Annotated in this window: 22 protein-coding genes and 4 pseudogenes; 15 read left to right on the top strand and 11 right to left on the bottom strand. The window is 40.9% G+C overall.

Annotation, left to right across the window (positions count from 1 at the left end):
• The 3 genes from JEU79_RS09520 to JEU79_RS09530 all read left to right on the top strand — a co-directional run.
• Positions 1 to 1,220 (top strand): response regulator (locus JEU79_RS09520; RefSeq protein WP_198263926.1); only part of this gene is annotated, 1,220 nt, incomplete at its 5' end.
• 147 nt (positions 1,221 to 1,367) lie between these two features.
• Positions 1,368 to 1,940, top strand: coding sequence for a Tll0287-like domain-containing protein (locus JEU79_RS09525; protein WP_198263927.1), 573 nt, complete (start codon positions 1,368 to 1,370; stop codon positions 1,938 to 1,940).
• Between the two features lie 202 nt (positions 1,941 to 2,142).
• Positions 2,143 to 4,407, top strand: coding sequence for a TonB-dependent receptor plug domain-containing protein (locus JEU79_RS09530; protein WP_198263928.1), 2,265 nt, complete (start codon positions 2,143 to 2,145; stop codon positions 4,405 to 4,407).
• Positions 4,408 to 4,508: 101 nt separating this feature from the next.
• Here the strand turns inward: JEU79_RS09530 and JEU79_RS09535 are convergent, their stop codons facing one another.
• Positions 4,509 to 4,808, bottom strand: coding sequence for an efflux RND transporter periplasmic adaptor subunit (locus JEU79_RS09535; protein ID WP_198263929.1), 300 nt, complete (start codon positions 4,806 to 4,808; stop codon positions 4,509 to 4,511).
• 117 nt (positions 4,809 to 4,925) lie between these two features.
• On the opposite strand from JEU79_RS09535, the gene JEU79_RS28470 reads away from it, so the two are divergent.
• From JEU79_RS28470 to tadA, 5 genes are all read left to right on the top strand, one after another.
• Entirely contained in the window at positions 4,926 to 5,099 is a 174-nt protein-coding gene (locus tag JEU79_RS28470; protein WP_198263930.1) for an MbcA/ParS/Xre antitoxin family protein, read from the top strand.
• Positions 5,083 to 5,625: an RES family NAD+ phosphorylase gene (locus tag JEU79_RS09545; protein WP_198263931.1), complete on the top strand. Its 543-nt coding sequence runs from the start codon at positions 5,083 to 5,085 to the stop codon at positions 5,623 to 5,625. The genes JEU79_RS28470 and JEU79_RS09545 overlap by 17 nt, the downstream gene beginning before the upstream one ends.
• 374 nt (positions 5,626 to 5,999) lie before the next feature.
• Positions 6,000 to 7,472, top strand: a complete 1,473-nt coding sequence (gene guaB / locus JEU79_RS09550; protein WP_198263932.1) for an IMP dehydrogenase — start codon at positions 6,000 to 6,002, stop codon at positions 7,470 to 7,472.
• Between the two features lie 145 nt (positions 7,473 to 7,617).
• Entirely contained in the window at positions 7,618 to 9,192 is a 1,575-nt protein-coding gene (gene guaA / locus JEU79_RS09555) for a glutamine-hydrolyzing GMP synthase (RefSeq protein ID WP_198263933.1), read from the top strand.
• Positions 9,183 to 9,665 carry a tRNA adenosine(34) deaminase TadA gene (tadA, locus tag JEU79_RS09560; RefSeq protein ID WP_281400857.1) on the top strand — a complete coding sequence of 161 codons (483 nt, stop codon included), beginning with the start codon at positions 9,183 to 9,185 and terminating at the stop codon, positions 9,663 to 9,665. The genes guaA and tadA overlap by 10 nt, the downstream gene beginning before the upstream one ends.
• 47 nt (positions 9,666 to 9,712) lie before the next feature.
• Here tadA and bamJ read toward each other — a convergent pair whose 3' ends face one another.
• Positions 9,713 to 10,336 carry a BamJ family beta-barrel-assembly machinery protein gene (gene bamJ, locus JEU79_RS09565; RefSeq protein ID WP_198263934.1) on the bottom strand — a complete coding sequence of 208 codons (624 nt, stop codon included), beginning with the start codon at positions 10,334 to 10,336 and terminating at the stop codon, positions 9,713 to 9,715.
• Positions 10,337 to 10,693: 357 nt separating this feature from the next.
• Between bamJ and tnpA the strand changes: the two genes are divergently transcribed.
• From tnpA to tnpC, 3 genes and pseudogenes are all read left to right on the top strand, one after another.
• Positions 10,694 to 11,017: an IS66 family insertion sequence element accessory protein TnpA gene (gene tnpA, locus JEU79_RS09570; protein WP_198262602.1), complete on the top strand. Its 324-nt coding sequence runs from the start codon at positions 10,694 to 10,696 to the stop codon at positions 11,015 to 11,017.
• Entirely contained in the window at positions 11,014 to 11,343 is a 330-nt protein-coding gene (gene tnpB, locus JEU79_RS09575) for an IS66 family insertion sequence element accessory protein TnpB (RefSeq protein ID WP_198262810.1), read from the top strand. The genes tnpA and tnpB overlap by 4 nt, the downstream gene beginning before the upstream one ends.
• A 99-nt stretch (positions 11,344 to 11,442) precedes the next feature.
• Positions 11,443 to 12,971, top strand: a pseudogene (gene tnpC, locus JEU79_RS09580) (IS66 family transposase).
• 130 nt (positions 12,972 to 13,101) lie between these two features.
• Here tnpC and JEU79_RS09585 read toward each other — a convergent pair.
• The 5 genes and pseudogenes from JEU79_RS09585 to JEU79_RS09605 all read right to left on the bottom strand — a co-directional run.
• Positions 13,102 to 13,638, bottom strand: a pseudogene (locus tag JEU79_RS09585) (GGDEF domain-containing protein); the annotation flags it as partial.
• Between the two features lie 131 nt (positions 13,639 to 13,769).
• Positions 13,770 to 14,294 (bottom strand): annotated as a pseudogene (locus JEU79_RS09590) (IS3 family transposase); the annotation flags it as partial.
• A complete protein-coding gene (locus tag JEU79_RS09595; RefSeq protein ID WP_198263936.1) occupies positions 14,198 to 15,157 on the bottom strand; it encodes a hypothetical protein in 960 nt (319 codons plus the stop codon). The gene JEU79_RS09595 and the pseudogene JEU79_RS09590, both read right to left, overlap by 97 nt.
• Before the next feature lie 177 nt (positions 15,158 to 15,334).
• A complete protein-coding gene (mltF, locus tag JEU79_RS09600; protein WP_198263937.1) occupies positions 15,335 to 16,726 on the bottom strand; it encodes a membrane-bound lytic murein transglycosylase MltF in 1,392 nt (463 codons plus the stop codon).
• 90 nt (positions 16,727 to 16,816) lie between these two features.
• On the bottom strand, positions 16,817 to 17,080 hold the full coding sequence (locus JEU79_RS09605; RefSeq protein ID WP_198263938.1) for a hypothetical protein: 264 nt from the start codon (positions 17,078 to 17,080) through the stop codon (positions 16,817 to 16,819).
• A 120-nt stretch (positions 17,081 to 17,200) separates the two neighbouring features.
• Between JEU79_RS09605 and JEU79_RS09610 the strand changes: the two genes are divergently transcribed.
• From JEU79_RS09610 to JEU79_RS09620, 3 genes are read left to right on the top strand one after another with little or no spacing between them, the layout of a single operon-like run.
• Complete coding sequence (locus tag JEU79_RS09610; protein WP_198263939.1) at positions 17,201 to 17,668, top strand: YgaP family membrane protein; 468 nt, start codon at positions 17,201 to 17,203, stop codon at positions 17,666 to 17,668.
• Positions 17,668 to 19,932, top strand: a complete 2,265-nt coding sequence (locus JEU79_RS09615; RefSeq protein ID WP_198263940.1) for an ATP-binding protein — start codon at positions 17,668 to 17,670, stop codon at positions 19,930 to 19,932. The genes JEU79_RS09610 and JEU79_RS09615 overlap by 1 nt, the downstream gene beginning before the upstream one ends.
• Complete coding sequence (locus JEU79_RS09620) at positions 19,929 to 20,741, top strand: TatD family hydrolase (RefSeq protein ID WP_198263941.1); 813 nt, start codon at positions 19,929 to 19,931, stop codon at positions 20,739 to 20,741. Before JEU79_RS09615 ends, JEU79_RS09620 begins: the two co-directional genes overlap by 4 nt.
• A 205-nt stretch (positions 20,742 to 20,946) precedes the next feature.
• Here JEU79_RS09620 and JEU79_RS09625 read toward each other — a convergent pair whose 3' ends face one another.
• A complete protein-coding gene (locus JEU79_RS09625) occupies positions 20,947 to 21,465 on the bottom strand; it encodes a pyridoxamine 5'-phosphate oxidase family protein (RefSeq protein ID WP_198263942.1) in 519 nt (172 codons plus the stop codon).
• 139 nt (positions 21,466 to 21,604) lie between these two features.
• Positions 21,605 to 22,270, bottom strand: coding sequence for a hypothetical protein (locus JEU79_RS09630; RefSeq protein ID WP_198263943.1), 666 nt, complete (start codon positions 22,268 to 22,270; stop codon positions 21,605 to 21,607).
• 153 nt (positions 22,271 to 22,423) lie between these two features.
• Between JEU79_RS09630 and flhA the strand changes: the two are divergent.
• Positions 22,424 to 24,235: pseudogene (gene flhA / locus JEU79_RS09635) on the top strand (flagellar biosynthesis protein FlhA); the annotation flags it as partial.
• Positions 24,236 to 24,260: 25 nt separating this feature from the next.
• Here the strand turns inward: flhA and JEU79_RS09640 are convergent.
• Together JEU79_RS09640 and JEU79_RS09645 are read right to left on the bottom strand one after the other, a co-directional pair.
• Complete coding sequence (locus tag JEU79_RS09640) at positions 24,261 to 25,070, bottom strand: IS66 family transposase (RefSeq protein ID WP_198262761.1); 810 nt, start codon at positions 25,068 to 25,070, stop codon at positions 24,261 to 24,263.
• Between the two features lie 347 nt (positions 25,071 to 25,417).
• Positions 25,418 to 26,281, bottom strand: a complete 864-nt coding sequence (locus JEU79_RS09645; RefSeq protein WP_198263029.1) for an IS3 family transposase — start codon at positions 26,279 to 26,281, stop codon at positions 25,418 to 25,420.
• Positions 26,282 to 26,307 lie beyond the last annotated feature (26 nt).

Raw genomic sequence — 26,307 nt, forward strand, 5'->3', positions numbered from 1 at the left:
ATAATGCCATTAAGTTTACTGAAAAAGGCGAAGTCACTTTACGTTGCTCTATTCCAGAACTGAATCAAGCGGATTTAATATCACCTCAAGAAAATAGGACAAAAGAAAATACTGCCCAAGAAAAAATACGTCTATTTTTTGAAATAGATGATAGTGGTATCGGTATTCCTTTCGACAAACAGGATATTATTTTTGATTCTTTTTCACAGGTTGATAGCTCAACCAGTCGAGAATATGGTGGCACCGGCTTAGGGCTTTCTATTTGTCAACAACTCGTCTCTCTCATGGGTGGTGAAATTGGAGTAGTGAGTAATTATGGTTCCGGTGCCTCGTTTTGGTTTACCGTTACTTTAGAGCAAGGCGATTCCGATTTATTACCTGTGTTTAATAGCGGCCATGAATGCGCTCAGAAAACCCCTCAATACTCAGCAACCGTATTAGTTGCAGAAGATAACTTGGTCAATCAAGAATTAGCAAAAACCATGTTAGAAATTTTAGGCTGTAAGGTACTCCTTGCAGACAATGGTGCTGAAGCCATCGAAGTAGCCGAACAACATTCATTGGACTTGATTTTTATGGACTGCCACATGCCTAAAGTTGATGGTTTTAAAGCAACCAAAGCCATACGTTCACAAACTTTAAAATCAGGTTCAAAAAATCAACTCAACACAGAGCCTCCCATCATAGCCCTCACTGCTGACGTGAGAGATGGCATTCAAGAGCATTGCACACAAGCCGGCATGAATGACTATATCAGCAAGCCATTTACTCTTGATGAAATTGCTGACAAACTGACCTTATGGTTGGATAGCCAGCAGCATCTTGCACCACTGGTCACGTTTAAAGAACAAACCATCATTTCAAACGATACCATTGAACAAAGTTCGTGGCAGGTGATACGTGATTTACAACGCCCTAATCAGCCTGACATTTTACACAAATTAATCCGTATTTATCTGGACAATACACCTGATTTAATTGAGTTGTTAACTCAGGCTGCAAAAGAGTTGGATGCTATCTCTTTTGCGGAAACAGCTCATACTATAAAATCCAGTAGCAAGAACCTGGGAGCAATCAAACTGGCTCAACTCTGTGAAAAATCTGAGTGTAATTCTAAAGAAAAAAATCAAGCAAAGGCATTTGAGCTCATTTATGAAATAAAAGCTGAATACCAATTAGTTGAGTCAGAACTGCTCAGTGAGCTTGAAACAAGTGATTGATAAAAGTCTTTTTATGATCCAAGCTTAAAAATTAGAATATTACGCTAAACAAATATACATACTTTTTATGTAACACTCATCACAGATAATACCTTTGTTTATAAAGATAATGGCCTCATATTCATTTTACCTAGAGGAACAAATTCAATGAAAACAATAGCACTTACTGTTGTCCTATCATCTCTTTTTTTATTGCCGACTATTGTATTTTCTAGCGATAATCAAACACAACTACTTCAAGAAAGTCGCCAGTCCGTCAAACAATTTGCAAGCAGCCTAAAAGGTGAGTTAAAAGCAGCAATGAAAAAAGGAGGGCCTGTCAATGCAATACAAGTTTGTAACGAAAGAGCGATCCCCATCACTGATACTGCAAGTCAGAAAAATGGTGTTACTTTAAGTCGCACCTCTTTAAAAATTCGTAATCCCGCCAATGTTGCCGAAGCTTGGGAGCACAAAATTTTACAAAACTTTGAAGACCGAAAGAATAATGGTGAATCACCTAAAAAAATGGAATTCAGTGAAATCATTGAAATCGATGGCAAAAAACAATTTCGCTATATGAAAGCCATGGCAATATCTCAGCCTTGTCTACATTGCCATGGTGAAAAAGCTCTCCCTGATGTCGAGAAAAAACTATCTAGCCTATACCCTCAGGATAAAGCCAGAGGCTATAAATTAGGTGATATTCGTGGCGCAATTGTTTTGGTCAAAGATTTATAAAAACATAAGCCAACCTTATTTGTGTCATATAACACAATTATTAATTCATATGACACAACAAGGTACATGATAATATAGTAATGTTAAAAAAAATATTTAAAAAATAGATTTAAGCCATTGAACTAAAATATAAAACAATAACATGGTGCAAAAATTGCTTTATTGGAGTTAAGACTTAACCTCCGATTACAAAGGAATTTTTATGATGCACCCTTCATTTCATAAGCGAAGTGCCCTTCTTACAACACTTATTGCAACACTGACTCATGGCCTCGCCATTGCTGAGGAGGCGCCGCTTGCAGGTATCAATGTTTCTGCAACAGCGATTAAACAAACACTCGATTCCTCAACCCTTACTGTGGAAAAATTAAAATCGATAGCACCTTCTACCAGTGATACCGCATCACTATTAAAAAATGTACCTGGCTTAGTCATACAACAATCGGGTGGTGTTTCAGGTTTACCTGTTATTCGAGGTCTAGCCGATGATCGTTTACGCATTAAAGTTGATGGGATGGATTTAATTTCTGCTTGTGCAAACCACATGAATCCAGCTCTTTCCTATATCGATCCCAGCAATGTTGCTAGTGCAGAAGTTTTTGCCGGCATATCACCGATTAGTGTCGGTGGCGACAGCATTGGCGGCACAATTTTAATCAATTCAGCCCCACCTGAGTTTGCCAAAAATGGCGAAGGTCTATTAAGCAAAGGCGAAGTGGGTGCTTTTTATCGTAGTAATGGTAATGCTCAAGGCGGCAATATTTCTGCCACAGTGGCGGGTGAAAAGTTAAGTATCCGTTACCAAGGTTCAACAACTCAGTCTGATAATTATTCTGCAGGCGATAACTTTAAACCTGCGGGACAGACTACTCTAGGTGCCAATCGTTTAGATCGTGACGAAGTCGGTTCAAGTAGCTATAAATCCACTAATCAATCCATTTCACTTGCTTTGAAACATGAAAATCATCAGTTTGAATTTAAATACAGCGAACAGGATATTCCCTACCAAGGGTGGACTAATCAACGGATGGATATGACCGCCAATGATAGCGAACAATATAATTTAAATTATCAAGGCGAATTTGATTGGGGTGAACTCGAAGCAAGAGTCTACAAAGAAAGAACTCGTCATAAAATGCAATTTGATGATGACAAGCAATATTGGTATCTGACTGGCCTTCCATGCACCCCCAGTGGAGGCATGATGGGCTGTGCGGCAGGTATGCCAATGGACACACAGGGTAAAAATACCGGGGGCATTATAAAAGCAGACATTTTTCTTTCATCACGAGACTTATTAAAAATTGGCGCTGAATTACAGAATTACACGCTTAATGATTGGTGGGATCCATCCGGTAGAGCTATGTGGCCAGACACATTTGTTAATATTAACGATGGTGAGCGAGACCGTACAGCCCTCTTTGCCGAGTGGGAAGCACAATGGGATCCACAATGGCAAACCTTATTAGGCATCCGTGGTGAAAGAGTTGACATGAATGCAGGCGATGTACAGGGTTATAATGCCAGTTATGCATCAGAAGCTGCCACATTTAATGCCTCTGATCGAGACATTACAGACAACAATATTGATCTGACTGCTCTGGCACGTTATACCGTCGATAATATGACCACCATTGAAGTGGGTTATGCCCAAAAAACCCGTTCCCCCAACCTCTATGAACGCTATGCTTGGTCAACAGGTGGTATGGCGATGCGTATGGTTAACTGGGCTGGTGATGGTAATGGCTATGTTGGTAACTTAGATTTAGATCCTGAAATATCCCATACCATTAGTGCAAGTTTCGATTTTCATGATGCCACACAAAGCCAATGGGGCTTACAAGCCACCCCCTATTATACCTATGTTGATGGCTATATTGATGCTGCGCGCTGTAACTCAACTGCGGCTTATAGCGCCTGTACCGCAGCTAATCAAACTGCAACCGATCGCTTTGTCTATCTGCAATTTGTCAACGAGTCAGCCAAGCTGTACGGTGTAGACATTTCAGGCTTTTATCCTATCGCTAAACAGACATCGTATGGTGCTTTTACTGCCACCGGTATAATCAATTATGTCCGTGGCAAGAACAAAGATACCAATGATAACTTATATAATATTATGCCTCTGAATGCGAGATTTGCCGTTGTGCAGGATTTTGGCAAGTGGAGTAATAGTATTGAGCTTGAGCTTGTTGATAAAAAAACGAAGGTTTCTGACACCCGCAATGAAATCAAAACAAGTGGCTATGGTTTGATCAATCTACGCAGTAGCTATGAATGGAAAGATGTACGCATTGATGTCGGCGTAGAAAACGTGCTTGATAAATTCTATAACCACCCTCTGGGTGGCACCTATATGGGTGAAGGGCAAACCATGAGCGATGGAAAACCAGCCAGTGTTGCCTGGGGATTGCCTGTACCGGGCATGGGTCGCTCAGTCTATGCAGGAATAAATTACAAATTTTAGTAATAGGCATGAAGTAATAAAGATATTTATTTGTTAATAATAATCCTTTCTTACTTATACCATGGTTTGATTTTTAGATGGATGCACCTCTGGTGCACCCACTAATTTTTTTTCTTTAAATCAACCGTACAACGTATCCCCGCTGGGATTTTATTTTCTGGATTAGCAAGTAACACTCGAATACCAAAGGTACCACTTCCTGCATCTACTACTGGGTCAATGACGATAATTTTTCCTGCATATTCACCACCAATCGGCTTTTGTGGGAATACTTTGAGTGTTTGTCCCAGAGTAAAACGTCCGTAGAATTCGACAGGAACAACTAATTCGACGTGTAATTCATCCATACGCGCCAAAGTAAAAATGGCTTCATTAATGTGTCCGGTTAAGTATAGCCACATTAGTCGCGCCTTCACGGGCGCGTGGATTGAAACTATACTACTTTTTATCGGTGGAAGAAGGGACTAGTTAAAGAGCTTTCAAAGGATACAATTGAACGAATTTCATATTTATTAGGTGTGTATAAATCATTACATATTATTTTTAGTGAACCTAAACAAGCTAATTCTTGGATACAGAGGGATAATCAGGCTAGTTTATTTGCTGGTCGCAGTGCATTGGATTTCATGCTGCAGGGAAATATGATTAACTTATTTGAAGTGAGGAAATATTTGGATGCCTGGCGTGGATAAGAAGCCAAGACAGAAAAATATTAAGGGGCTTAAGCATTATCGTATTATCGCCTCTCGTTATCCTCCAGTTGGTCTATTTGAGAAATTGGTTGATCCCGATGAATTGGACATACTCTTTGAAATTGAAAGTCTGACCAATGACCGTTTGCGTGAGCAGGTGGGTGACATTTCATTGATTGCTAACGAGGATAGAATGACGGGTTCAGGTTCATCGCCGGTTATGGCCGCCTTTACTCACATAGGTCATCCCAGTCGATTTACAGAGGGTCAAACGTATGGCGTGTATTATGCTGGGTTAAATCATGGGACGGCAATTAAAGAAATCTGTTTTCATCACGAAAGAAATCTATCGTTTACTCATGAGCCTGCTTGTGAACTGCAAATGCGTTGCTATGTTGGAACGGTTCGGCTACCGCTTCATGATAAGGGTGTTCGTGATGAAAACGGTGAATGTGTCGCCTTCTTCAAGCCTGTTTCGACAAGTCCAGTAAAACAAAGTAAGCATTATCCTAGAAACCTCATTTGAACCTACTACGAGCGTCCAATGTACTGAATGTTCAAGACTTTACAAAACATTTCGGCTTCACCCGTAGGGTGACTACGAATAAAGCCAAAATAACTTGTAAAGCCTTGAATCTCCAGCACTTTGATCGCTCTCGCTACGATTCAACTGAGGTTTCTAGGATTATGTCTATAAGTGGAATGGTGAACGTATCACTCATGTGTTAGAAATTAAATCGGTGCTTGAGCGGTGATGTTCTCCCCCAGAGGTTCTACGGCAAAAATAGAATATATTGATACGCTGCCGTAAATTCCTCTCTTTTCTCCTTTGCCAATGCACCAAAATAGACTATAATTATCTGTTATCTAATTAACTTTCACCTGGAGGGATTTCCCCTTATGCGAATCGTTGAAGAAGCACTGACCTTTGATGATGTTTTACTCATTCCTGCCTTTTCTGATGTCCTGCCTAAAGAGGTCACTTTGGCGACTAAATTGACCAAAGATATTGTGTTAAATATCCCCATGGTTTCTGCGGCAATGGATACAGTGACTGAACATCGTATGGCGATTGCAATGGCGCAACAAGGCGGCATTGGTATCGTTCATAAAAACATGACTATCGAAGAACAAGCCAAAGAAGTCACCCGGGTTAAAAAATATGAAAGTGGTGTGGTCGTTGACCCCATTACTGTTTCTCCAGATACCAGTATTCGAGATGTGATGGAGATGACGCGAAAGAAACGTATTTCCGGTGTGCCTGTCGTGGTGAACAATGGTAGTGGTGATGACCTGGTAGGCATTGTTACCAGTCGTGATTTACGTTTTGAAACGCATCTTGATGGTAAAATCAGCACGATTATGACGCCTAAAGAGCGTTTAGTGACGGTTTCCGAAGGTGCTGAAAAGAGCGAAGTCATGGCCTTGTTACATGAATATCGTATTGAGAAAGTTTTAGTTGTTGATGATGCCTTTCAATTACGCGGCATGATTACTGTTAAAGATATGAAAAAAGCCACCGATTATCCTCTTGCGAGTAAAGATGAACGTGGTCGTTTACGTGTTGGTGCTGCAGTCGGTACCGGTGCAGAAACGGATGATCGTGTTGCCGCACTGGCTGCTGCAGGTGTTGATGTGATTGTTGTTGATACTGCACATGGGCATTCAATTGGGGTGATTGAGCGTGTGGCCTGGGTGAAGAAAAACTTCCCTGAGGTACAAGTGATTGGTGGCAATATTGCCACGGGAGCTGCTGCGAAAGCCTTAGTTGAAGCGGGTGCTGATGCGGTTAAAGTGGGTATTGGCCCCGGTTCAATTTGTACGACTCGAATTGTTGCCGGTGTCGGTGTGCCACAGATTACAGCGATTAGCAACGTCGCTAAAGCCCTAGAAGGCACCGGTGTCCCATTGATTGGTGACGGCGGAATTCGTTTCTCCGGTGACTTTTCTAAAGCCATTGTTGCAGGCGCTTCCTGTTGTATGTTTGGCAGTGTTTTTGCCGGTACTGAAGAAGCTCCCGGTGAAGTTGAACTGTATCAAGGGCGCTCGTATAAATCCTATCGTGGTATGGGTTCTATGGGTGCAATGTCACAACAGCAGGGTTCTAGCGACCGTTATTTTCAGGACAGCAGTGATGCAGACAAGTTAGTCCCTGAAGGCATTGAAGGTCGCGTACCCTTTAAAGGGGGCATGCAGCCGGTGATTCACCAGATGCTAGGTGGTTTGCGTTCATCAATGGGCTATACCGGTTGTGCTGATATTGAAAGCATGCGCAGCAAGCCTGAATTTGTTCGTGTCACCAGTGCCGGGATGGTTGAAAGTCATGTTCATGATGTCACCATCACCAAAGAAGCGCCTAATTACAGAACATAACTGCGCTTTTGTATAAGAACGCTTTTGCAAAAGCTGTTTGCATAAGTAAAATGAAGGTCGGATACTGGCACATAATTGCAGTAATCGGCCTTCTTTCGTTTCGACTAAAGAATTTATACTCTTAATTTTAGAGACAGGAAAACAAATGTCACAAAATATTCATGACCACCGTATTCTTATTTTAGATTTTGGTTCTCAATATACTCAGCTTATTGCACGTCGTGTGCGTGAAGCGGGTGTTTATTGTGAAATCCATCCCTCCAATTATGATGCTCAGGCCATTCAGGATTTTGCTGCGAAAGGTATTATTCTATCGGGTGGCCCGGAAACGGTGACGGCGAATAATACGCCAAGAGCCGCAGATGTGGTGTTTGAATTAGGTGTACCGGTATTGGGCATTTGTTATGGCATGCAAACCATGGCCGAGCAATTGGGTGGCAAGGTTGAAAATGCTGATCACCATGAATACGGTTATGCTCAGGTACGCGCTCATGGACATACGGCATTGCTAAAAGATATTGAAGATCATGTCACTGACGAAGGCTATGGCATGTTAGATGTCTGGATGTCACATGGTGATCGGGTTGAGGCATTGCCTGATGGCTTTAAGCTGATGGCTAGTACAGACAATGCACCGATTGCGGGGATGGCTGATGAAACACGGCATTTTTATGGTATTCAATTTCACCCAGAAGTGACTCATACCAAACAGGGCGAGCGTATTTTTCAGCGTTTTATTGTTGATATTTGTGGCTGTGATACCTTATGGAATTCCGGTAATATTATTGAGGATAATATTAAACTGATCCGTGAAAAAGTGGGCTCAGATGAGGTTGTTTTGGGACTATCCGGTGGCGTTGATTCATCGGTGGTGGCTGCCTTGTTGCACCGTGCCATTGGTGAACAATTGACCTGTGTGTTTGTTGATAATGGTTTGCTACGCTTGAATGAAGGCGATCAGGTCATGGCAATGTTTGCTGAACACATGGGGATCAAAGTCATCCGTGTGAATGCAGAAAAACGTTTTCTGGATCAATTAGCCGGTGAAAGTGATCCGGAAAAGAAGCGTAAGATCATTGGCCATGAATTTATCAGTGTCTTTGATGAAGAGTCCAGCAAGTTAGATAATGCTAAATGGCTGGCACAAGGGACTATTTATCCTGATGTGATTGAGTCAGGCGGTCAAAATGGCACGGCGCACCTGATTAAATCCCACCATAATGTCGGTGGCTTGCCAGAAAATATGAAACTGGGCTTAGTTGAGCCTTTACGTGAACTATTCAAAGATGAGGTGAGAGAGCTAGGCTTGGAACTCGGTCTGCCTTATGACATGGTTTATCGTCATCCTTTCCCTGGCCCTGGCCTCGGTGTGCGCATCTTAGGTGAAGTGAAAAAAGACTATGCTGACATTCTCCGTGAAGCCGATGCGATCTTTATTGAAGAGCTACATAAAAATGATTTATACCATAAAGTGTCGCAGGCTTTTGCCGTGTTTCTACCAGTGAAATCAGTCGGTGTAAAAGGCGATGGTCGTTGTTATTCTTATGTCATTGCCTTACGCGCTGTTGAAACCATTGATTTTATGACTGCTCGCTGGGCACATATTCCTTATGACGTACTGGAAACCATTTCTGCCCGCATTATCAATGAAGTCGATCAAGTGACCCGCGTCAGTTATGACATTTCTTCAAAACCACCTGCGACGATTGAGTGGGAATAAACACCGATCAAGATTGGATGCGCCATGCTTTAACTCTGGCGGCTAAGGCGGCTGAGTTGGGTGAGGTGCCAGTGGGTGCTGTGTTGGTTAAGGATGAGCAATTGTTGGCAGAGGGTTGGAATCAGCCTATCGTACATAATGATCCGACAGCTCATGCAGAAATTATGGCGATTCGTGCCGGGGCAAAAAAACTGGCTAATTATCGCCTGCCGGATACGACCTTGTATATTACCATTGAGCCTTGCAGTATGTGTGCGGGTGCTATCATTCATGCGCGTATTGCGCGGGTGGTGTTTGGTGCTTCAGAGCCTAGAGCCGGTGCAGCAGGTTCGGTGATTAATTTATTGCAACATGAGCAATTTAATCATTTTACTGAGGTTACGTCGGGTGTTTTAGGCGATGAATGTGGAAAAATTTTGAAGGATTTTTTTGCTATGCGCAGGGCTGTACAAAAAAAGGCAAGACGTCAGTAGTCTAAAATGAATAGGCTACGGACGTATCTTGTACTGACTGACGCTACTTACGCAGCTTTGATTTCTAATAACTCTATTTCAAAAATCAATGTAGCACCAGGGCCAATGACAGGGGCAGAACCTTGATCACCATAAGCCAGATCAGAAGGAATAGTTAAGCGCCATTTTGAACCGACAGGCATCAATTGTAATGCTTCAATCCAACCCTGAATCACACCATTGACTGGGAATTGTGCAGGTTCGCCACGATCAACCGAGCTGTCAAAAACAGTCCCATCCGTTAATGAGCCATGATAATGGGTAACAACCATGTCACTTTGGCTTGGTTTAGGACCCGTGCCTTCAGTGATGATTTCATATTGCAGACCGGAATCTGTAGTGATCACGCCGTCTTTCTTAGCGTTTTCTTCTAAAAATGCCTGACCAGAGGCTTTATTGTCGGCGGCGGCACTGGCTGCTGCTTCTTGAACCTGTTGGTTGATTGCGGAAAAAGCTGCTTGCATGACGTCTTCAGGGAAACGTAGTGGTTTGTCGTTAAACACATCGCTTAAGCCGATGATCAATGAATCCAGGCTAAATCCTGGAAAAGACTGACTTTTAACCTGTTGAGCCAGTTGTAAGCCTATCCCGTAGCTGACTTTATCAGCATCTGTTTTGATTGTATCACTCATAAGAAGCATATTACCTTGTACTGAATTATTGCATTAACTTAGCTATTTTTTATTTCGTTTGCCCGAATTGGCAAGGTTAATAATCCTAAAATAATCAGTTGAATCGTAGCGAGAGCGACTTAGGTGCTGAAGGTTAAGGGTTTTATAGGTTATTTTGGCTTTATTCGTAGTCACCCTACGGGTGAAGTCAAAATGTTCTGGAAAATCCTTAAGATTCAGTGCATAAGGCGGTCGCAGTAGGTTCAACTGATTTTTTTAGGATAATAGCTAAACTGTAAACGTCAATTAAAACCCACGTTCACAATAAGCTTCAGTTAGCTCAAACTATGATCTTCAATTCGTAATTTGGAGATACAAATGAGCAACCATTCAAAAGATGCTTCGATGAAGCAACACATAGAGGCCTGCCAAGCCAGTAACTTAAGCCAGGCAGTTTATTGTCAACAACATAAGATACCCTCTCATATTTTTAGCTATTATCGAAAGAAGTTGGGTTATGTTAGCTCATCAAAACAGGTCAACACCAACAATCAACTCATTCCCATTAATTTACTGGCCAATTCCCCCACAAGCAATGCAATTAAAGTAAGCCATACCAATGGTTTCAGTTTGGAAATCAATTCTGATACGAACCTGAATCAGCTCAAGTCCATTCTGGATTTGCTCAGGACTGTTTCATGATAACGGGCATCACAGTCAATCAGGTTTATCTGGTTTCTGGTGTTACCGATATGAGAAAAGCAACCAATGGGCTATCACTGATTGTCTCAGAGCAATTGGAACACAATCCCTTTGATGGCAGTGTCTTTGTTTTTGTAATCGTCAGCGAGATAAACTTAAAATACTGTACTGGGAGCGTAATGGTTTCTGGCTTTACTATCGTACACTTGAAAAGGGAAATTCCAGTGGCCGATGGAAAAAGAACAACCCACTCTTTCGTTAACACTGAGAGAATTACAGTGGTTACTGGATGGTTTATCTTGCACACAACACCATGCTCACCCTGAAATTCATGGTCTGGAAAACAACTAAAAAAGTCCCTTTAGATGCGCATTAAACAGAATAAATACAAGCATTTAACGCTCATTTTTAGTATAATATAACGCATGAGTTCAACAGACAAAATACTACCAGAAGAGATACCAACGCTCAAAAACAGGGTGCTTGAACTCCAGTCAAAAGTGGACTGGTATGAGGAACAATTTCGTCTGTTGCAACATAAACGGTTTGGTACTTCCAGTGAAAAAGAAGTTCACCCCGACTTCTTTAATGAGGCAGAAACGTTCGCCGAAGAAGCACCGGAAGTCCGTGAAACCATTACTTATGAGCGTAAAAAGCCCGGTCGTAAGCCTTTACCTAAAGACCTACCTCGTAAAGTTGTTCGTCATGAGTTATCTGAAGCAGAACAAGTCTGTGACTGCGGTCATCACTTGCATGAAATTGGTGAAGAGACCTCAGAGCAACTGGAAATTGTTCCTGCTCAGGTATATGTTGTAGAACATGTTCAGGTTAAATATGCCTGTCGTGCTTGTGAGGAAGGCGTTAAAACTGCTCCTAAGCCTGCACAGCCCATTCCTAGAAGTTTTGCATCACCCAGCCTGCTGGCCTATATCATTGTTTCTAAATTCCTAGACAGCTTGCCTCTCTATCGACAGGAAGCGATATTTAAACGCTATAAGATAACACTTTCCAGAGCCAGTATGTCCAACTGGGTGCTTAAATCAGCTGAATTACTCAAACCCTTTTATAATCGGTTGTTGTATTATCTCATTAGGCAGAAAATCATCCAGGCCGATGAAACAACGATGCGAGTGATCCATGATGGACGTGAGAATTGCCCTAAATCTTATATGTGGCTCTATCAAAGTGGCGGCTATCATTCCAAGTGTCCCATTGTTTTGTATGAGTATCAGCCTACTCGTGCAGGCCAACATGCCAAAACCTTTTAACGGGGTTTTCAGGTTACCTGCAAACGGATGGCTTTCCCGGTTATCATATATTCGAAAATGAGAACAGTGAAGTCACTTTATTAGGCTGCATGGCACATGCTCGTCGCAAGTTCCATGATGCCTTAAAAGCATTACCCAAGAACAGTCAGAAAAAGCCTGGCATGGTACAAATGGCGATCAGTAAAATTGCTAAATTGTATGCGATTGAAAAACAAATCAAACCGCTCAATGCTGAACAACGTTACCTGATCCGTCAGGAAAAAAGCAAACCACTACTGGATGACTTTAAAAAGTGGTGTGATGATAAAGTGACTAAAACAACAAAAGACAGTAAGTTGGGTGTCGCTATTCGTTATGTGATCAATCAATGGAAGTATCTGACTGTCTATCTTGAAGAGGGCAACCTCCAGATTGATAATAATATGGCAGAGCGGCGGATCAAACCCTTTGTGATTGGGCGCAAAAACTGGGTCATGAACCAAAATCCTCGTGGTGCTGAGGCCAGTGCTATTTTATATTCAATCGTGCAAACAGCGAAAGCAAACAACCTAGAGCCCTTTGCCTTTTTAACACACATTCTGACTGAGTTACCTAAGCTGGGCAGGCATTATGATGATGAGGCTTTAGAGCAATTGTTGCCATGGAATTTGACTGAAAAAATTCAGCCTTTAAATAAAGTGGAATGATACGTCAACGTGGGAAGTTTTGACGTATACGCTAAACTGAAAAATCGTGAGATTATAGCATACTCAACAAGCAAGGTATTTATTTTATCTGAAATTGAAAAATGTTGATAAAAAAATTGAGATGTTGGAATTAAAGCAAGTTTAAATCGGTTTTCTTGAGATATTTTTCTTGGAATTGAGCGTCTTTTAAGTTATCAATATCACAATACATAACCTGGTTTCTGCCAGCGAGTTTTGCTTGTTGCAAAGCAAAATCCACACATTGAAGCATTTCAGTGAGCGCTTGGTTTTCTTTGATAATAGAGAAACCGATGCTGACCGTGACGCCAAATTTATATTGGTTAATTTTGAACACATATTCTGAAATAGAATTACGGATGCGTTCAGCGGTGTTCTTAGCGCCATGGCCTTCAACTTCAGGCAGTATAATAACGAACTCATCGCTACCATAGCGTGCCAGAATGTCGGTAGGGCGGATAGCTTCTTCCAACATTGTTGATATTTGAATGAGAGTGAGTTCGCTGACTTGTTTACCATAATTTTGGCTCACTGAATTCATGTGATCCACGTCTATTAATATCAGACTATAATGGGTGTTATAACGTTGATGGCGATTGTGTTCATCTTGCAAATGCTTAACGAAACAGCGGCGATTGTTGAGTTGGGTTAGTTCATCTTTTGGGAAAGTTGCTCTATGATGTCAACACTTTTCCGGACAGTTTTCTAAATATTTTTTGGCTGTTTCAAGTGATTTTTGTCATTTTGTATTTCCTATCATTTTAGTTTCTCATGTTAACTTTAAACAGATGAAGAGAAAGGGCTTTGCCCTCTGGAACGTGACAAATAATCATTAGCCGAATGAAGTCGCTCCCGATTATAAAATACCTCAATATATTCAAATATTGCCTGCTTTGCTTCTACTCTGGTTTTGAATCGACAATGGTGCGTCAATTCAGTTTTCAAACTATGAAAGAAGCTCTCTGATACAGCATTGTCCCAGCAATTTCCTTTGCGGCTCATAGACTGAATTATGTTATGATCCGACAATATTTTTCTATGACTATCAGAGGCATATTGGCTACCTCGGTCAGTATGCCAAAGCAATCCATCCATTGGTTTACGCTTCCATATGGCCATCAGTAAAGCATCATTGACTAGCTTGGCTTTCATTCGCTCATCCATCGACCAGCCAACAATTTGCCTAGAGAATAAGTCAATGACAACCGCTAAATATAACCAGCCTTCCTTGGTGGCAATATAGGTAATATCACCCACATAGTAGCGATCAGGTTGAGAGACAGTAAACTCTCTTTCCAGTAAATTTGGAGATATACGCATAGCCACATTACTAAAATAAGCTGATCATCTTCAAGTAATTGTAATAAATTATTATAAGTTGCCGCAATGGATTCAAGCTCACGATAAGACTTTAATTGTAATGGCTGGGTATTTTTATGGGGAGAAAACTTTTCCCCCCATTGTTCTAGTGCATGGATGGGCATCATAATGGAGCGGTTGAGGAATATAATTGTGCCCAGTGTACTGATATAAACTAAAATAAAGACAAAGCTGATAAATAATAGAGAGTCTATTTTAAGGGCTTTGGCTTTTTGGAAGCGAATTTTGACCCGATCCTGCATAGCAAGGTGCAGTTTATCCAAAGCCAGCGTTGTTTCGATCACATAAAGGTAAAAATCCTGGAGTAATTCATGACGAATATGGTCTTCGTGCTTATCAATATCTGCGAAAATTTTTGTGGCTATGCGATGGGCATTGCGCCAATTTAAATAGGCTGAGCGGTAAATGTCATTAGCAAGGGAATGATCTTGTTGTTGAAATTGAATGGGGTTGACTAGCGCCTTTTTAATGTTATTGCTGAGAGCTAAAAACTGAGTTTTATTATCGAGTTGGTGATTTTTTAAATATTGATTAAAAGGGGTAACGGATTGCTGAATTTTGTCTTTGAGTTCAGTGACAGGAATGACGTCGGAAACAATGTCTTCAATGGCTAAATTGAATGAATTAGTGGATTTTTGGAAGAAGAAAAAGCCAATGCCAGCCAATAAAAACAAGGGTAATATGATGACGATAATACTGAGCTGAAGACGATTTTTTAGCGATGGTGCAGTCCTTAGTTTTTCACGCAAAAAAGCGATGGCAGGTGATTTAAGAATTGTGTCAATCATTGACTCTTCATTGCTTTAGTTTTGTCTTGTAGATACAGTAGGATGCTGCTGAGGAACGAAGCGCATCATAAATAGTACAAACTGAATAATTCTGTTAATTATTATTTAGAACACAGGTTAATTATACAGTAGCGACACATAGTAGCATATTCAGTTAAGTATTTCATACACGGCTTTTTACAGTGCAGAAGGGCTGATTTCCAGTGCTTTGGGCTGTTTTTTGGCTTGATTTTCCTGCCAGTCGCGTGAGACTTCCCATTGTAATACGTCATAATAGCTACGAATGTTTTCCACATATTTTACTGCTTCATCGCCTCGGGCATAACCATAACGTGTTTGCTCATGCCATTTTTTTTGTCGCAGCAGGGGTAAGACTTGCTTTAAATTGACCCATTTGGTTTCATCGAGGCCTTTTTTTCGGGTTAGCTTCATGGCATCTCGAACATGCCCATAGCCCAAATTATAAGAAGCCAAGGCAAAAAACACCCGATCTCTCGCGGTAATCTTCTCTGGTAATCTTTTTAATAGTTTAGCAAAGTAATAAGCCCCCCCGAAGATACTTTGATGAGGTTCAACCCGGTTATTGACACCAATGTATTTTGCTGTGGATCGGGTGAGCATCATTAAACCGCGAACACCGGTGGGTGACTTAGCTTCTTTGTTCCAATGCGATTCTTGATAGGCCATTGATGCCAGTAGTGTCCATTCTATATTATTGTCTTTGCCGGCCTTTTCAAACCATGGTTGATAGGCAGGTAAACGGCTTAAAATATGTCGTTGATAAACCCGTGTGCCCACATAGTCAAAGGTTTGAATATGACCAAAATGTTGGGCAATCAGTAAATCAAGTGCGCCAGATTCAATTTGATTGGTTAAAAATTGATTGGCTGCATCGTAAAGTGATGTGTCTGCTGATTGTGCAAAGACCCAGCCAATTTCTTTTGCTTTACTGATGTCAAAAGCGACTCTTAATTCGGGGTAAAATTGTCGATTAAGCTTGATTTCATCTGAATTGACAATGGTGAAATCAATGAGTTTTTCATTGACCATTACCAGCATATCTTCGGGCGAAGCTTCCAAATTGACCTGCCATTGGAGTGCGGGCCATTGTTTTTTTAAGGCTTGTAAATCGGCATCGAGGCTGTCATCAGCGGATATTTCAATGCTAAGTTTCTCGATATCAGATAGTTTTTTCGGGCGCCGGGTACTTGAGTGGTAGACCAATTTAGGGGTAACTTCATGATAGGCACGGCTAACAAGGTATTGGCTTTGTCTTTCCGGGGTGATGGTCAGTTTGCCCGCAGCCATATAGGCATTGCGGCGTAATAATTTGGTGAGCAATTCTTTGGCATTGGGCTCAATAGTAATGCTGAGTTTAACACCGAGCGAGTCGCTAAAGCGTTTCAGTAAGTCGTATTCAAAGCCTGTTGGGCCAAACGGGCCTTCATAGTAGATGCCCGGTGAGTTACGGGTTAAAACTTTCAGTTCACCGCTGTTTTGTACGCGGTCAAGCAAATTGGGCGGTTCAATGCAGGCACTTAAAAGCAATGTGCTGGATAAAAGCAGCATAAAATATAAGCGATTGATAATGCGCGTATTTCCTGTTCTTATTGAAATAAGTATATTTTAATGTTTAAGTTCAATGCTTGAATTCAATGCTTAAAAATGGGCATCATGTTTAAATTCATTGCTGGTATTGAGGGCTTTTTTCCAGCCAATGCTAATACCTTCTATTAACGCTTGAATGAAGTCAATAAGTAACATGATCATATCAGAAAATAGCTCAAAAAATGCTGCTATAAGCGAATTTTGGAGTGTTTTAAAAGAATACCGAGTACCACGATAGAGTGCTTTGAGGGTTTGATATAAAAGCTCGATAATAAATAAAGTCGCAAAGGAATAGATGATTGCAATTTTTTCCAATATGGCTAACATGATGATTACCTCACAAAATAATGACAATTAATTACATTTTAGCAAAGATTCACCAAAGATCTTGAATAGAGCAAGAATTTATCAAAAACGTACTAAAATGGAGTAGAATTGCGGGATGTTTATTATGCCCTCAACGGAATAACAATGACGGAACGGACGTTTAGAATCTTTTTAGGTGCGGGCTTGTTTCTGCTGCTATATGTTACTGCCAGCAATGATTACACGCATTTATTGCCCTACTATATTGCCCTATTGATTTTTGAAGGGGTGACGAATTGGCGAGTGCCTAAAATTTTAACCTGGCTCGATAAGCGTTCAAAACAGAACACCCTAGAGATGAAGACTGTGTCGGGCAGTGAAAAGTCTGTACTTGAACAAAAAAAACTTGGAAACATCCCCTTTGAAGCGGAACGTGCAATGCGTTTGGTTATTGCCCTTATCCTTATCACGCCCTTATTTTTTTCAATGGAAGAACTTTGGATTATCCCTTGGTTCGTCGCCAGTATGTTGCTTTTGGCTGGAGTCACAAATATTTGCCCCATGGTGATGTTCTTTCGTTGGCTGGGATTTAGATAATGCCTAAGCAAACGACTCTGAGTGATGACTGGACAAAAAACTGGCAAGCGAGTATTGCCGTTAAAATTACTGCGGTAGTGATGTGGGCTATTATTCCCTTTGGCTTTGTTATTGCTTTGCTGGTGGTTAATAACATCAAGGAAGATGTGCAAGCAGCGATAGATAATGATGCCGATGTGTTGCTCAATAGTGCGCGGGTTTTATTATGGGAAAATAATGCTTATGACTCTCCCCGGGTGATTGAGGAATTAAGGCAAACCTTAAAAAAATCCATTTATTGTAAAGTCGTTTTTTCCCGTGTTGATGCTGAACCAGTTTATTTATTTGAAGATGATTGTCAAAAATCAAAAGCGGTTACTGATCGTACTTTTTTCTTCTCTACCCTGATTGATAATGAGCCGACTGAGTTGACGCTGACTCTATCCCATCAATCGGTCAAAAAAATCATGAGCAAACATCATTCCAATGTCATTGTTGTGATGATTATTTTGGTGATTATTTTGGGATTATTGCTGACCTGGGTCATTCGTTTGCTGGTGCTAAAACCTTTGCTTAAAATGGTGGACGCTACACAGTTAATCTCTGCAGGCCAACACGACCTGCGTTTGGAATTACATCAGGACGATGAGTTTGGTCATTTGGCTAGCTTTTTAAATAAGATGTTGGATCAGATCTTTGAGCAACAAGAGCATTTGAAACTGGCTAATATGGAATTGATGAAAGAAGTGGCAGAACGTAATCGTATTGCTCTGGAATTGAGAGCAAGTCGTGATCAACTCGAAAAATTAGTGGATGAACGTACTGCCGACCTTGCCATTGCACGTGATCAAGCCTTGGATGCCAATAAAGCCAAAAGTTTGTTCTTGGCTAATATGTCCCATGAAATTCGTACTCCATTAAACTCAATTTTAGGTTGCTCACAATTATTACACCGTGAAAGTAGTCTTACAGAGAAGCAATTAAAATCAATCAAAGTGATTGAGCTAAGTGGTAATCATTTACTGGGTCTGCTCAATGACATTTTAGATATTTCTAAAATTGAAGCTGGGAAAATGGTTTTGCATCAAATTAATTTTGACCTCTATGAGTTATTGCAGGGTGTCGCTAATATTTTTCAGGAACGTTGTTCGGCTAAGATGATCAATTGGCATGAACAAATCGAATTATCCAGCGCATTGGATGGTTCAGTATCAGAACCAATAATTGTTAATAGTGATGCTCAAAAACTACGTCAGATTCTAATTAATTTATTGGGTAATGCCGTTAAATTTACCGATAAAGGCAAAGTGTCTCTCAGCGTTAAATATTTACAGAGTGATTTGTATTTGTTTGAGGTGTCAGATACGGGGCCAGGCATTGCTGGCAATGAAATTGAGCAGATATTCACCGCGTTTCATCAAGAAAAATCAGGCTTAACAAAAGGTGGCACCGGTTTAGGGTTGGCAATCAGCAAAAAACAATTAGAATTACTCAACTCCGAATTAAAAGTCTCTTCTGTTGTTGATGAAGGCAGTGTTTTCTCTTTTACCCTAGCGCTTAAAACAATACAAAGTGGCTTTGCTATCAGACAAAAAGGTGGCATGGAGATTGTGCGTCTAGCGGTTGCAGGCTCACTAAAAGTATTGGTCGTTGATGATATTGAATTGAGCCGAAATTTACTGGTTGATATGCTAGGTGAAATTGATGCCACGGTGAGTTCAGCGAATGATGGTCTCGAAGCGATTGAATTTTTGTCATCGTGTTCAGAAAATGCGTTGCCGGATATTATTTTTATGGATATTCGTATGCCGGTTATGGATGGTATTGAGGCGGTAAGACGTATTAAAAAACAATACATTGAAAAAATTGTCTGCGTGGCTGTGACGGCATCCGCCATGGATCATTCGGGTGAAAAATATTATCAAGCGGGCTTTGATGACTATATCTCTAAGCCTTATCGCTTTGAAGCTATTTTTGAATGTATGGAAAGTCATCTGGACATTGATTTTGAACATGAACAGTCTGCACCGCTCAGTCATATTCAAGCCGCTACGATTGATTTTTCACTTTGCAAAGTATCGCCCCTATTATGTGCGAGTTTATTAGATGCTTGCAAACAATATGATATTGTTACGGTGCAAAAAATATTATCTCAGTTGCAAGCAATGGGCACTGAAGAACAAAAAATTGCCCGTCAACTGAGTTTTTATATGGAACAATATAATATTCAGGCCATCATTGAATTTTTAGAACCCTTACAACAAAAGATGGAAGCTCAGACGTGATTGATATAGGTCTTAACCTGACCAGTAGCCAATTTTCTAATGATATTGAACAAGTGTTGAAAAATGCCTTGCTTGCCAATGTGACTCAGATGATTGTTACTGGAACAAGCATAGAAAAAAGCCAGCAGGCATTAGTATTATGCCAGCAGTATCCGGATGTTTTGTCTGCCACTGCGGGCATACATCCACATGATGCCAGTTCGATGACAGAACAAAGCATCAGCCAATTGACCACATTGCTAGCGGATAAAAAAGTAGTGGCAGTGGGTGAATGTGGATTAGATTTTAACCGTAATTTTTCTACACCGGCAGAGCAATTAAGTTGTTTTGAGCGACAACTAGAGTTGGCGGTTGAATTACAAATGCCAGTCTTCCTGCATCAACGGGATGCGCAAAGTGATTTTATGCGCTTGATTAATAAATATCGTACTGGGCTTGTTGGTGGTGTGGCACATTGTTTTACCGGAGGCAGGGCTGAGTTAGAAGCCTACTTAGATGCGGACTTATCAGTAGGCATTACCGGCTGGTTGTGCGATGAACGCCGTGGTAGTGAACTACGTGATTGCGTGCATTTAATCCCGAAAGATAAGGTAATGGTTGAAACCGATGCCCCGTATTTGTTTCCCCGTGATTATGTTTTTCCGGATGATGCCAATTTAAATAGCAAGCAAAAGAAAAAACGACGTAGTCGCAATGAACCACAATATTTAGCGCATATTGTGAACACCCTCGCAGGGCTCATGGATTTGGATTATGACAAGTTAGTGAAATTGACCAGTGCCAATAGTAAACGTTTTTTTCAGCTTTAAATTAACTCCGGTGTGTTTATCAAATGGTATTGATCGTAGGGTGGGCATGGCTTTATCTGCCCACGCTGACTCAAGCGCTTATTATGTACACTTTCAGCGTGGGCACAAAAAACGTGCCCACCCTATAGTCACTTTAAATTTGCTTCGGTGCTTATCAAATAATTCTAGAATAAACGGATGAAGCCTATTTATGGATGGACACTCATTAGGCCTTATTTTCAACTGCTTGTAAACGAGGAATATACGCCTTGCAGTTCGGCACTACCTGTTCAATGCTCACCAATATCGCTCGCTGACTCTGGGTGAAATAGTCACTAATACTATCATTTTCATGAATGCTTGCAGTGCCATTGACTCGCAATCGAGCCCCATCCGTAAAATCAATAAACAAACAACCAACATGCGGATTTTGCATTATATTACCCAGACTCATAAATGCACCATTACCATCGAAATCAGGAAAAGCAAAATGACTGGCATCGATGACTTTGATTAACCCCGGTCCTCCGCCCTTAAAAGAACAATCACAATGGCCATCAAGATCACTGGTCGCGAGAAAAAAGAAGGGGGCTTGTTCAATTCGTTGATGATATTCAGTCGGTATTTTCGACCACAGTAATTTTTGCTTGCGTTCACCATCCCATAAGTCTTCCGTCTGCCATTTTTTTTGTGCATCCAGTTCGCCCTGATGAAATGTGTGTGCTTTAGAGTCAATATCTGACATGGCTAAGTCCTTTTTATTTAATCGGTACGGGAATTACTCTAATCGGTTACGAATATTCTACCTTATTGTTATTAACAGAGTCTTAATTTGATGTGGATAGATTTAATTTGATGCGGATAGATACAGAAAATTGAAAAAATTAATTTTCATTAATCGCTTCCCTAGTTTTCCATTGTTCTACTATTTGAATGACGGGTGGTTGGCCAATATCGGTTGGCCAGGAATCGACAGCATAATATTGTTCATGGCGTTTGTCTTTTATTTGTGCAGACCAATGCTGGCCCATTAGATAGGGAGAGCGGTAGATGGGGGAATAAAGTTCATGCCGTTGTAATAAACCCAGTTGCTTGATAAATTCAAGATAATGGGTGCTATTAACCGTTGAATCAATGCAATCCATACGTCCAGACAAGCCATTATCATTGAAATTTTTGGCCTTGTCATTGTACACCGGTGTTTGTGAGGCAGCGACCTGTTCAAGCAGTGCAATGGATTGGGCAATTGCCAGACGTTCGCCCTTGGAGGAACTGTCAGCTTGGGAAAAAACATTTTTAATGGCCTCAATGGTGTGCTTGGGGATGTGAATGATTTTTTTGCTATGACAACCATAGTTAAAACAAATTGAGATTTTCTGTGGTGCGAGATCAGTCGCTTGTAATAACAATGCCACTTTTTCATGCGTTGAAATTCTAGGCGTAAGAAAATCATCACTGTCATCAGCATAAACCAGGCTTGAGTTAAGACAGAGCATTAGAGTAAGGGCAATCAGATAGACGATTTTAGAGCAAGCTTGAAAGCAGTGCATGAGATTAAGCCTGACGTTAAGTTTCTTTGAGTTTAATCGAAGTTAAAAAAAAATCAAACCTGCGCAGCCATAATTATTGGCACATAATCTGCTTTGAGTACTAATAATACGAAATAAATAAGCATTTCGTCAAAAATTAGTCACAGGATTTTTATGGCCACCCTAGCAGAAAGTAGTATTAAAACTCGAATTAGTGAGCTGATTCAAGGTGGTCTTGGTGCCCCCATACTCTTGATGGGTATGTTGGCCATGGTTATTTTACCCATGCCGACTATTTTGCTGGATATGTTTTTCACTTTCAACATTACTCTCGCACTGATTATTCTTCTGATCGTTATTTACGCCAAAAAACCGCTTGATTTTGCTATTTTCCCTACCGTTATTTTGATTGCTACCTTATTGCGTTTGTCATTAAATGTGGCTTCAACACGGGTGGTTTTATTACATGGTCATGAAGGCCCAGATGCTGCAGGAAAGGTGATTCAGTCTTTTGGTGAGGTGGTCATTGGTGGCAATTTTGCGGTTGGTTTAGTGGTTTTTATTATCCTGATCATTATCAACTTTATCGTTGTGACCAAGGGTGCTGGACGGGTTGCTGAAGTGAGTGCCCGTTTTACTTTGGATAGTATGCCCGGTAAACAAATGGCCATTGATGCCGATTTGAATCAAGGCCTGATCGATCAAGATGAAGCAAAAAATCGCCGTGAAGAAGTCACCCGCGAAGCAGATTTTTATGGTTCTATGGATGGTGCCAGTAAGTTTGTTCGGGGTGATGCCATTGCTGGGATATTGATTACTCTGATTAATGTGGTCGGTGGCTTTGTCATTGGCATGGTTCAGCATGATATGAGTGCTGCGGATGCAGCGGAAGTTTTTGTGTTACTGACCATTGGTGATGGCCTAGTCGCACAAATACCGGGACTCATTCTTTCCACTGCTGCTGGTATTATGGTGACGCGTGAAAACCGTGAAGGAGACATGGGCGGTAAGTTCATCGAAGACTTATTCAGCAAGCCTAAAACGCTAGGCGTTACCGCATTCATTATGGCTGTGATGGGTATTGTGCCCGGTATGCCTCATCTGGCTTTTTTAAGTTTTGCGGGTATGAGTGGATTTGCTGCATGGCGCATTCATAACAAGACACAAAATACTGAACTTGAAGTAATTCAAGAGAAAAAAGAGCTACAACAGCAAGCGACTGAAGAATCATCGAGTGATCTTAAAGAATTAAGTTGGGATGATGTAATGCCCATTGATTCCATTGGTCTTGAAGTGGGCTACCGCCTGATTCCCATGGTGGATAAATCTCAGGGTGGACAGTTAATGAGTCGTATCAAAGGGGTACGTAAAAAGCTTTCTCAAGATTTAGGCTTCTTAATCCCACCAGTGCATATTCGTGACAATTTAGATCTCGCGCCCAATGTCTATCGCATTGCTTTGATGGGCGTGTCAGTGGGTGAAGCCGAAGTACACCCCGATCACGATATGGCGATTAACCCCGGTCAGGTGTTTGGTGAAATTAATGGCATCAAAACAAAAGATCCAGCCTTTGGTTTACCGGCGACCTGGATAGAGCAAAATGAGAAAGAAAATGCACAAACGCTCGGTTATACCGTCGTTGATTCAAATACCGTCATTGCCACTCATTTAAGCCAATTGTTGAATGAAAATGCCACGCAATTACTAGGGCATGAAGAAGTGCAGCAATTGCTTGATAGATTGGCTGTGTCAGCACCTAAACTGGTGGAAGATTTAGTGCCTAAGATTCTGCCATTGAGCACTGTCGTCAAAGTGTTACAGAATTTATTGAGTGAATCAATTCCGGTACGGGACTTTAAAACTATTATTGAAGCAATGGCAGAATACGCCGGACAAACTCAGGATGCCGGAATTTTGACAGCTCAGGTGCGTGTCGCACTCGGCCGATTTATTGTTCAACATATCAATGGCTTAGGCACTGAATTGGTAACTTCTCAATAAGTCTGTGCATTTAAACAGCACAAACTTTACCTTTCAGCAACTCAGGCAGATATGGGATCAAATTTCTCTTGCTGATCCGGTCATTAATAAAATCCCAGAATGAAATTCCTTGTTTCAAACAAGTTTTCTTTAAACTGACAAAGGTATCTCTGCAAAGTTGCCCATCCTTTGAGCGTGTACTACCACTAATTTTACGCTTAATAACATATTCTCGAATATCATTTTCACTCAAATTATTATGAAGAGGAATATCAGGCCGTTCCAATACCAGCAGTAATTCTGTTTTATTTCTTGCCAATCGTTTCAGTGCCTGATTCAACGTTTCAAAGCTTGTTTTAGTCCGGCACAATTCATCAAAATGTTCAGCAATCGCTGACTTCAACGGATCATCTGGCTCAAGTTTATATTGTTTGAGATCATAAAATAGTTCCCAAATCTGAGTATGTACCCAGTTCAGTTCTTTATCATGTCGCTCATTGAGTGGTAGTATCCGCTGAAACACTCTGTCTGCATGTATCCAACATAATGCGTGCAACAAAATATCAAATTGTCCTGCATCATCACTCACAATCACCAAATCACTTGGAAAGCCACTGTTAATTAATGCCCCCAGTAAAGCGCCTTCTGTGGCAATGCGAACATGCCGTTGTGTTATGATACTATTGTTCTGCAGATAGTATTTCCAGGCTTCTTCATTATCAAAGCAAGTCTGATGACTTTGTTCAATAACGCTCAATGGCTTGTGAGGTAATTTTTCTGCTCTCATATAATCAAGTGCTGCATCGTTGAGCGTATAATCAACAGCAGCACCTCGTAACAATTGTAGAAAATTAATCCGGCTCTTATATCGAGTACTTGAAAACCAGGCAAAGGTTTTGATGTGTCAACACTTTTCCGGACAGTTTTCTAAATATTTTTTTGGCTGTTTCAAGTGATTTTTGTCATTTTGTATTTCCTATCATTTTAGTTTCTCATGTTAACTTTAAACAGATGAAGAGAAAGGGCTTTGCCCTCTGGAACGATAGAGCCGTTCCATTCACCCAAGGTATTTTCACAACGGTAATGATCCTGTTACAATATCTTCACGGCACAGGCTGAGGAGCCGATGGCCGTCAACGGTAATGGGCGGCATTTATGTCGCCTTTTACCCCTCTTCAATCAATCGATTTAAGCTATTTCCTGCTGTATTTCATAATCGACTGGTGACAAATAATCATTAGCCGAATGAAGTCGCTCCCGATTATAAAATACCTCAATATATTCAAATATTGCCTGCTTTGCTTCTACTCTGGTTTTGAATCGACAATGGTGCGTCAATTCAGTTTTCAAACTATGAAAGAAGCTCTCTGATACAGCATTGTCCCAGCAATTTCCTTTGCGGCTCATAGACTGAATTATGTTATGATCCGACAATATTTTTCTATGACTATCAGAGGCATATTGGCTACCTCGGTCAGTATGCCAAAGCAATCCATCCATTGGTTTACGCTTCCATATGGCCATCAGTAAAGCATCATTGACTAGCTTGGCTTTCATTCGCTCATCCATCGACCAGCCAACAATTTGCCTAGAGAATAAGTCAATGACAACCGCTAAATATAACCAGCCTTCCTTGGTGGCAATATAGGTAATATCACCCACATAGTAGCGATCAGGTTGAGAGACAGTAAACTCTCTTTCCAGTAAATTTGGAGATATACGCTTATTATGCTTGGAATTAGTCGTCGCTTTAAAGCGTCTCTTCGTTTTACAAAACAAACCGGCTTTTTTCATTAATCGACCAATTCTCCGGCGGCTTATATGAACGCCTTTTTCAGCCAGTTTTCTTTTTAAGACGACGGGTTCCATAAGTCTTGCGACTGTCTTCAAACAGTTTTTTAGCTGCTCAGTAAGCGCTTCATTTTCTTTCTCTCTATCCGTTTTAGGAGAGCTAACCCAATCATAATAGCAACTACGGGAAACATCCATAAAACGGCACAGAATCGTTACCGGGTAATCTTTAGCCTGATCAGTTATCCATGCGTACTTCACAAAGTTTCCCTTGCAAAGTACGCTGT

It is taken from the genome of sulfur-oxidizing endosymbiont of Gigantopelta aegis (assembly GCF_016097415.1).
Classification (GTDB): Bacteria; Pseudomonadota; Gammaproteobacteria; order GRL18; family GRL18; genus GRL18.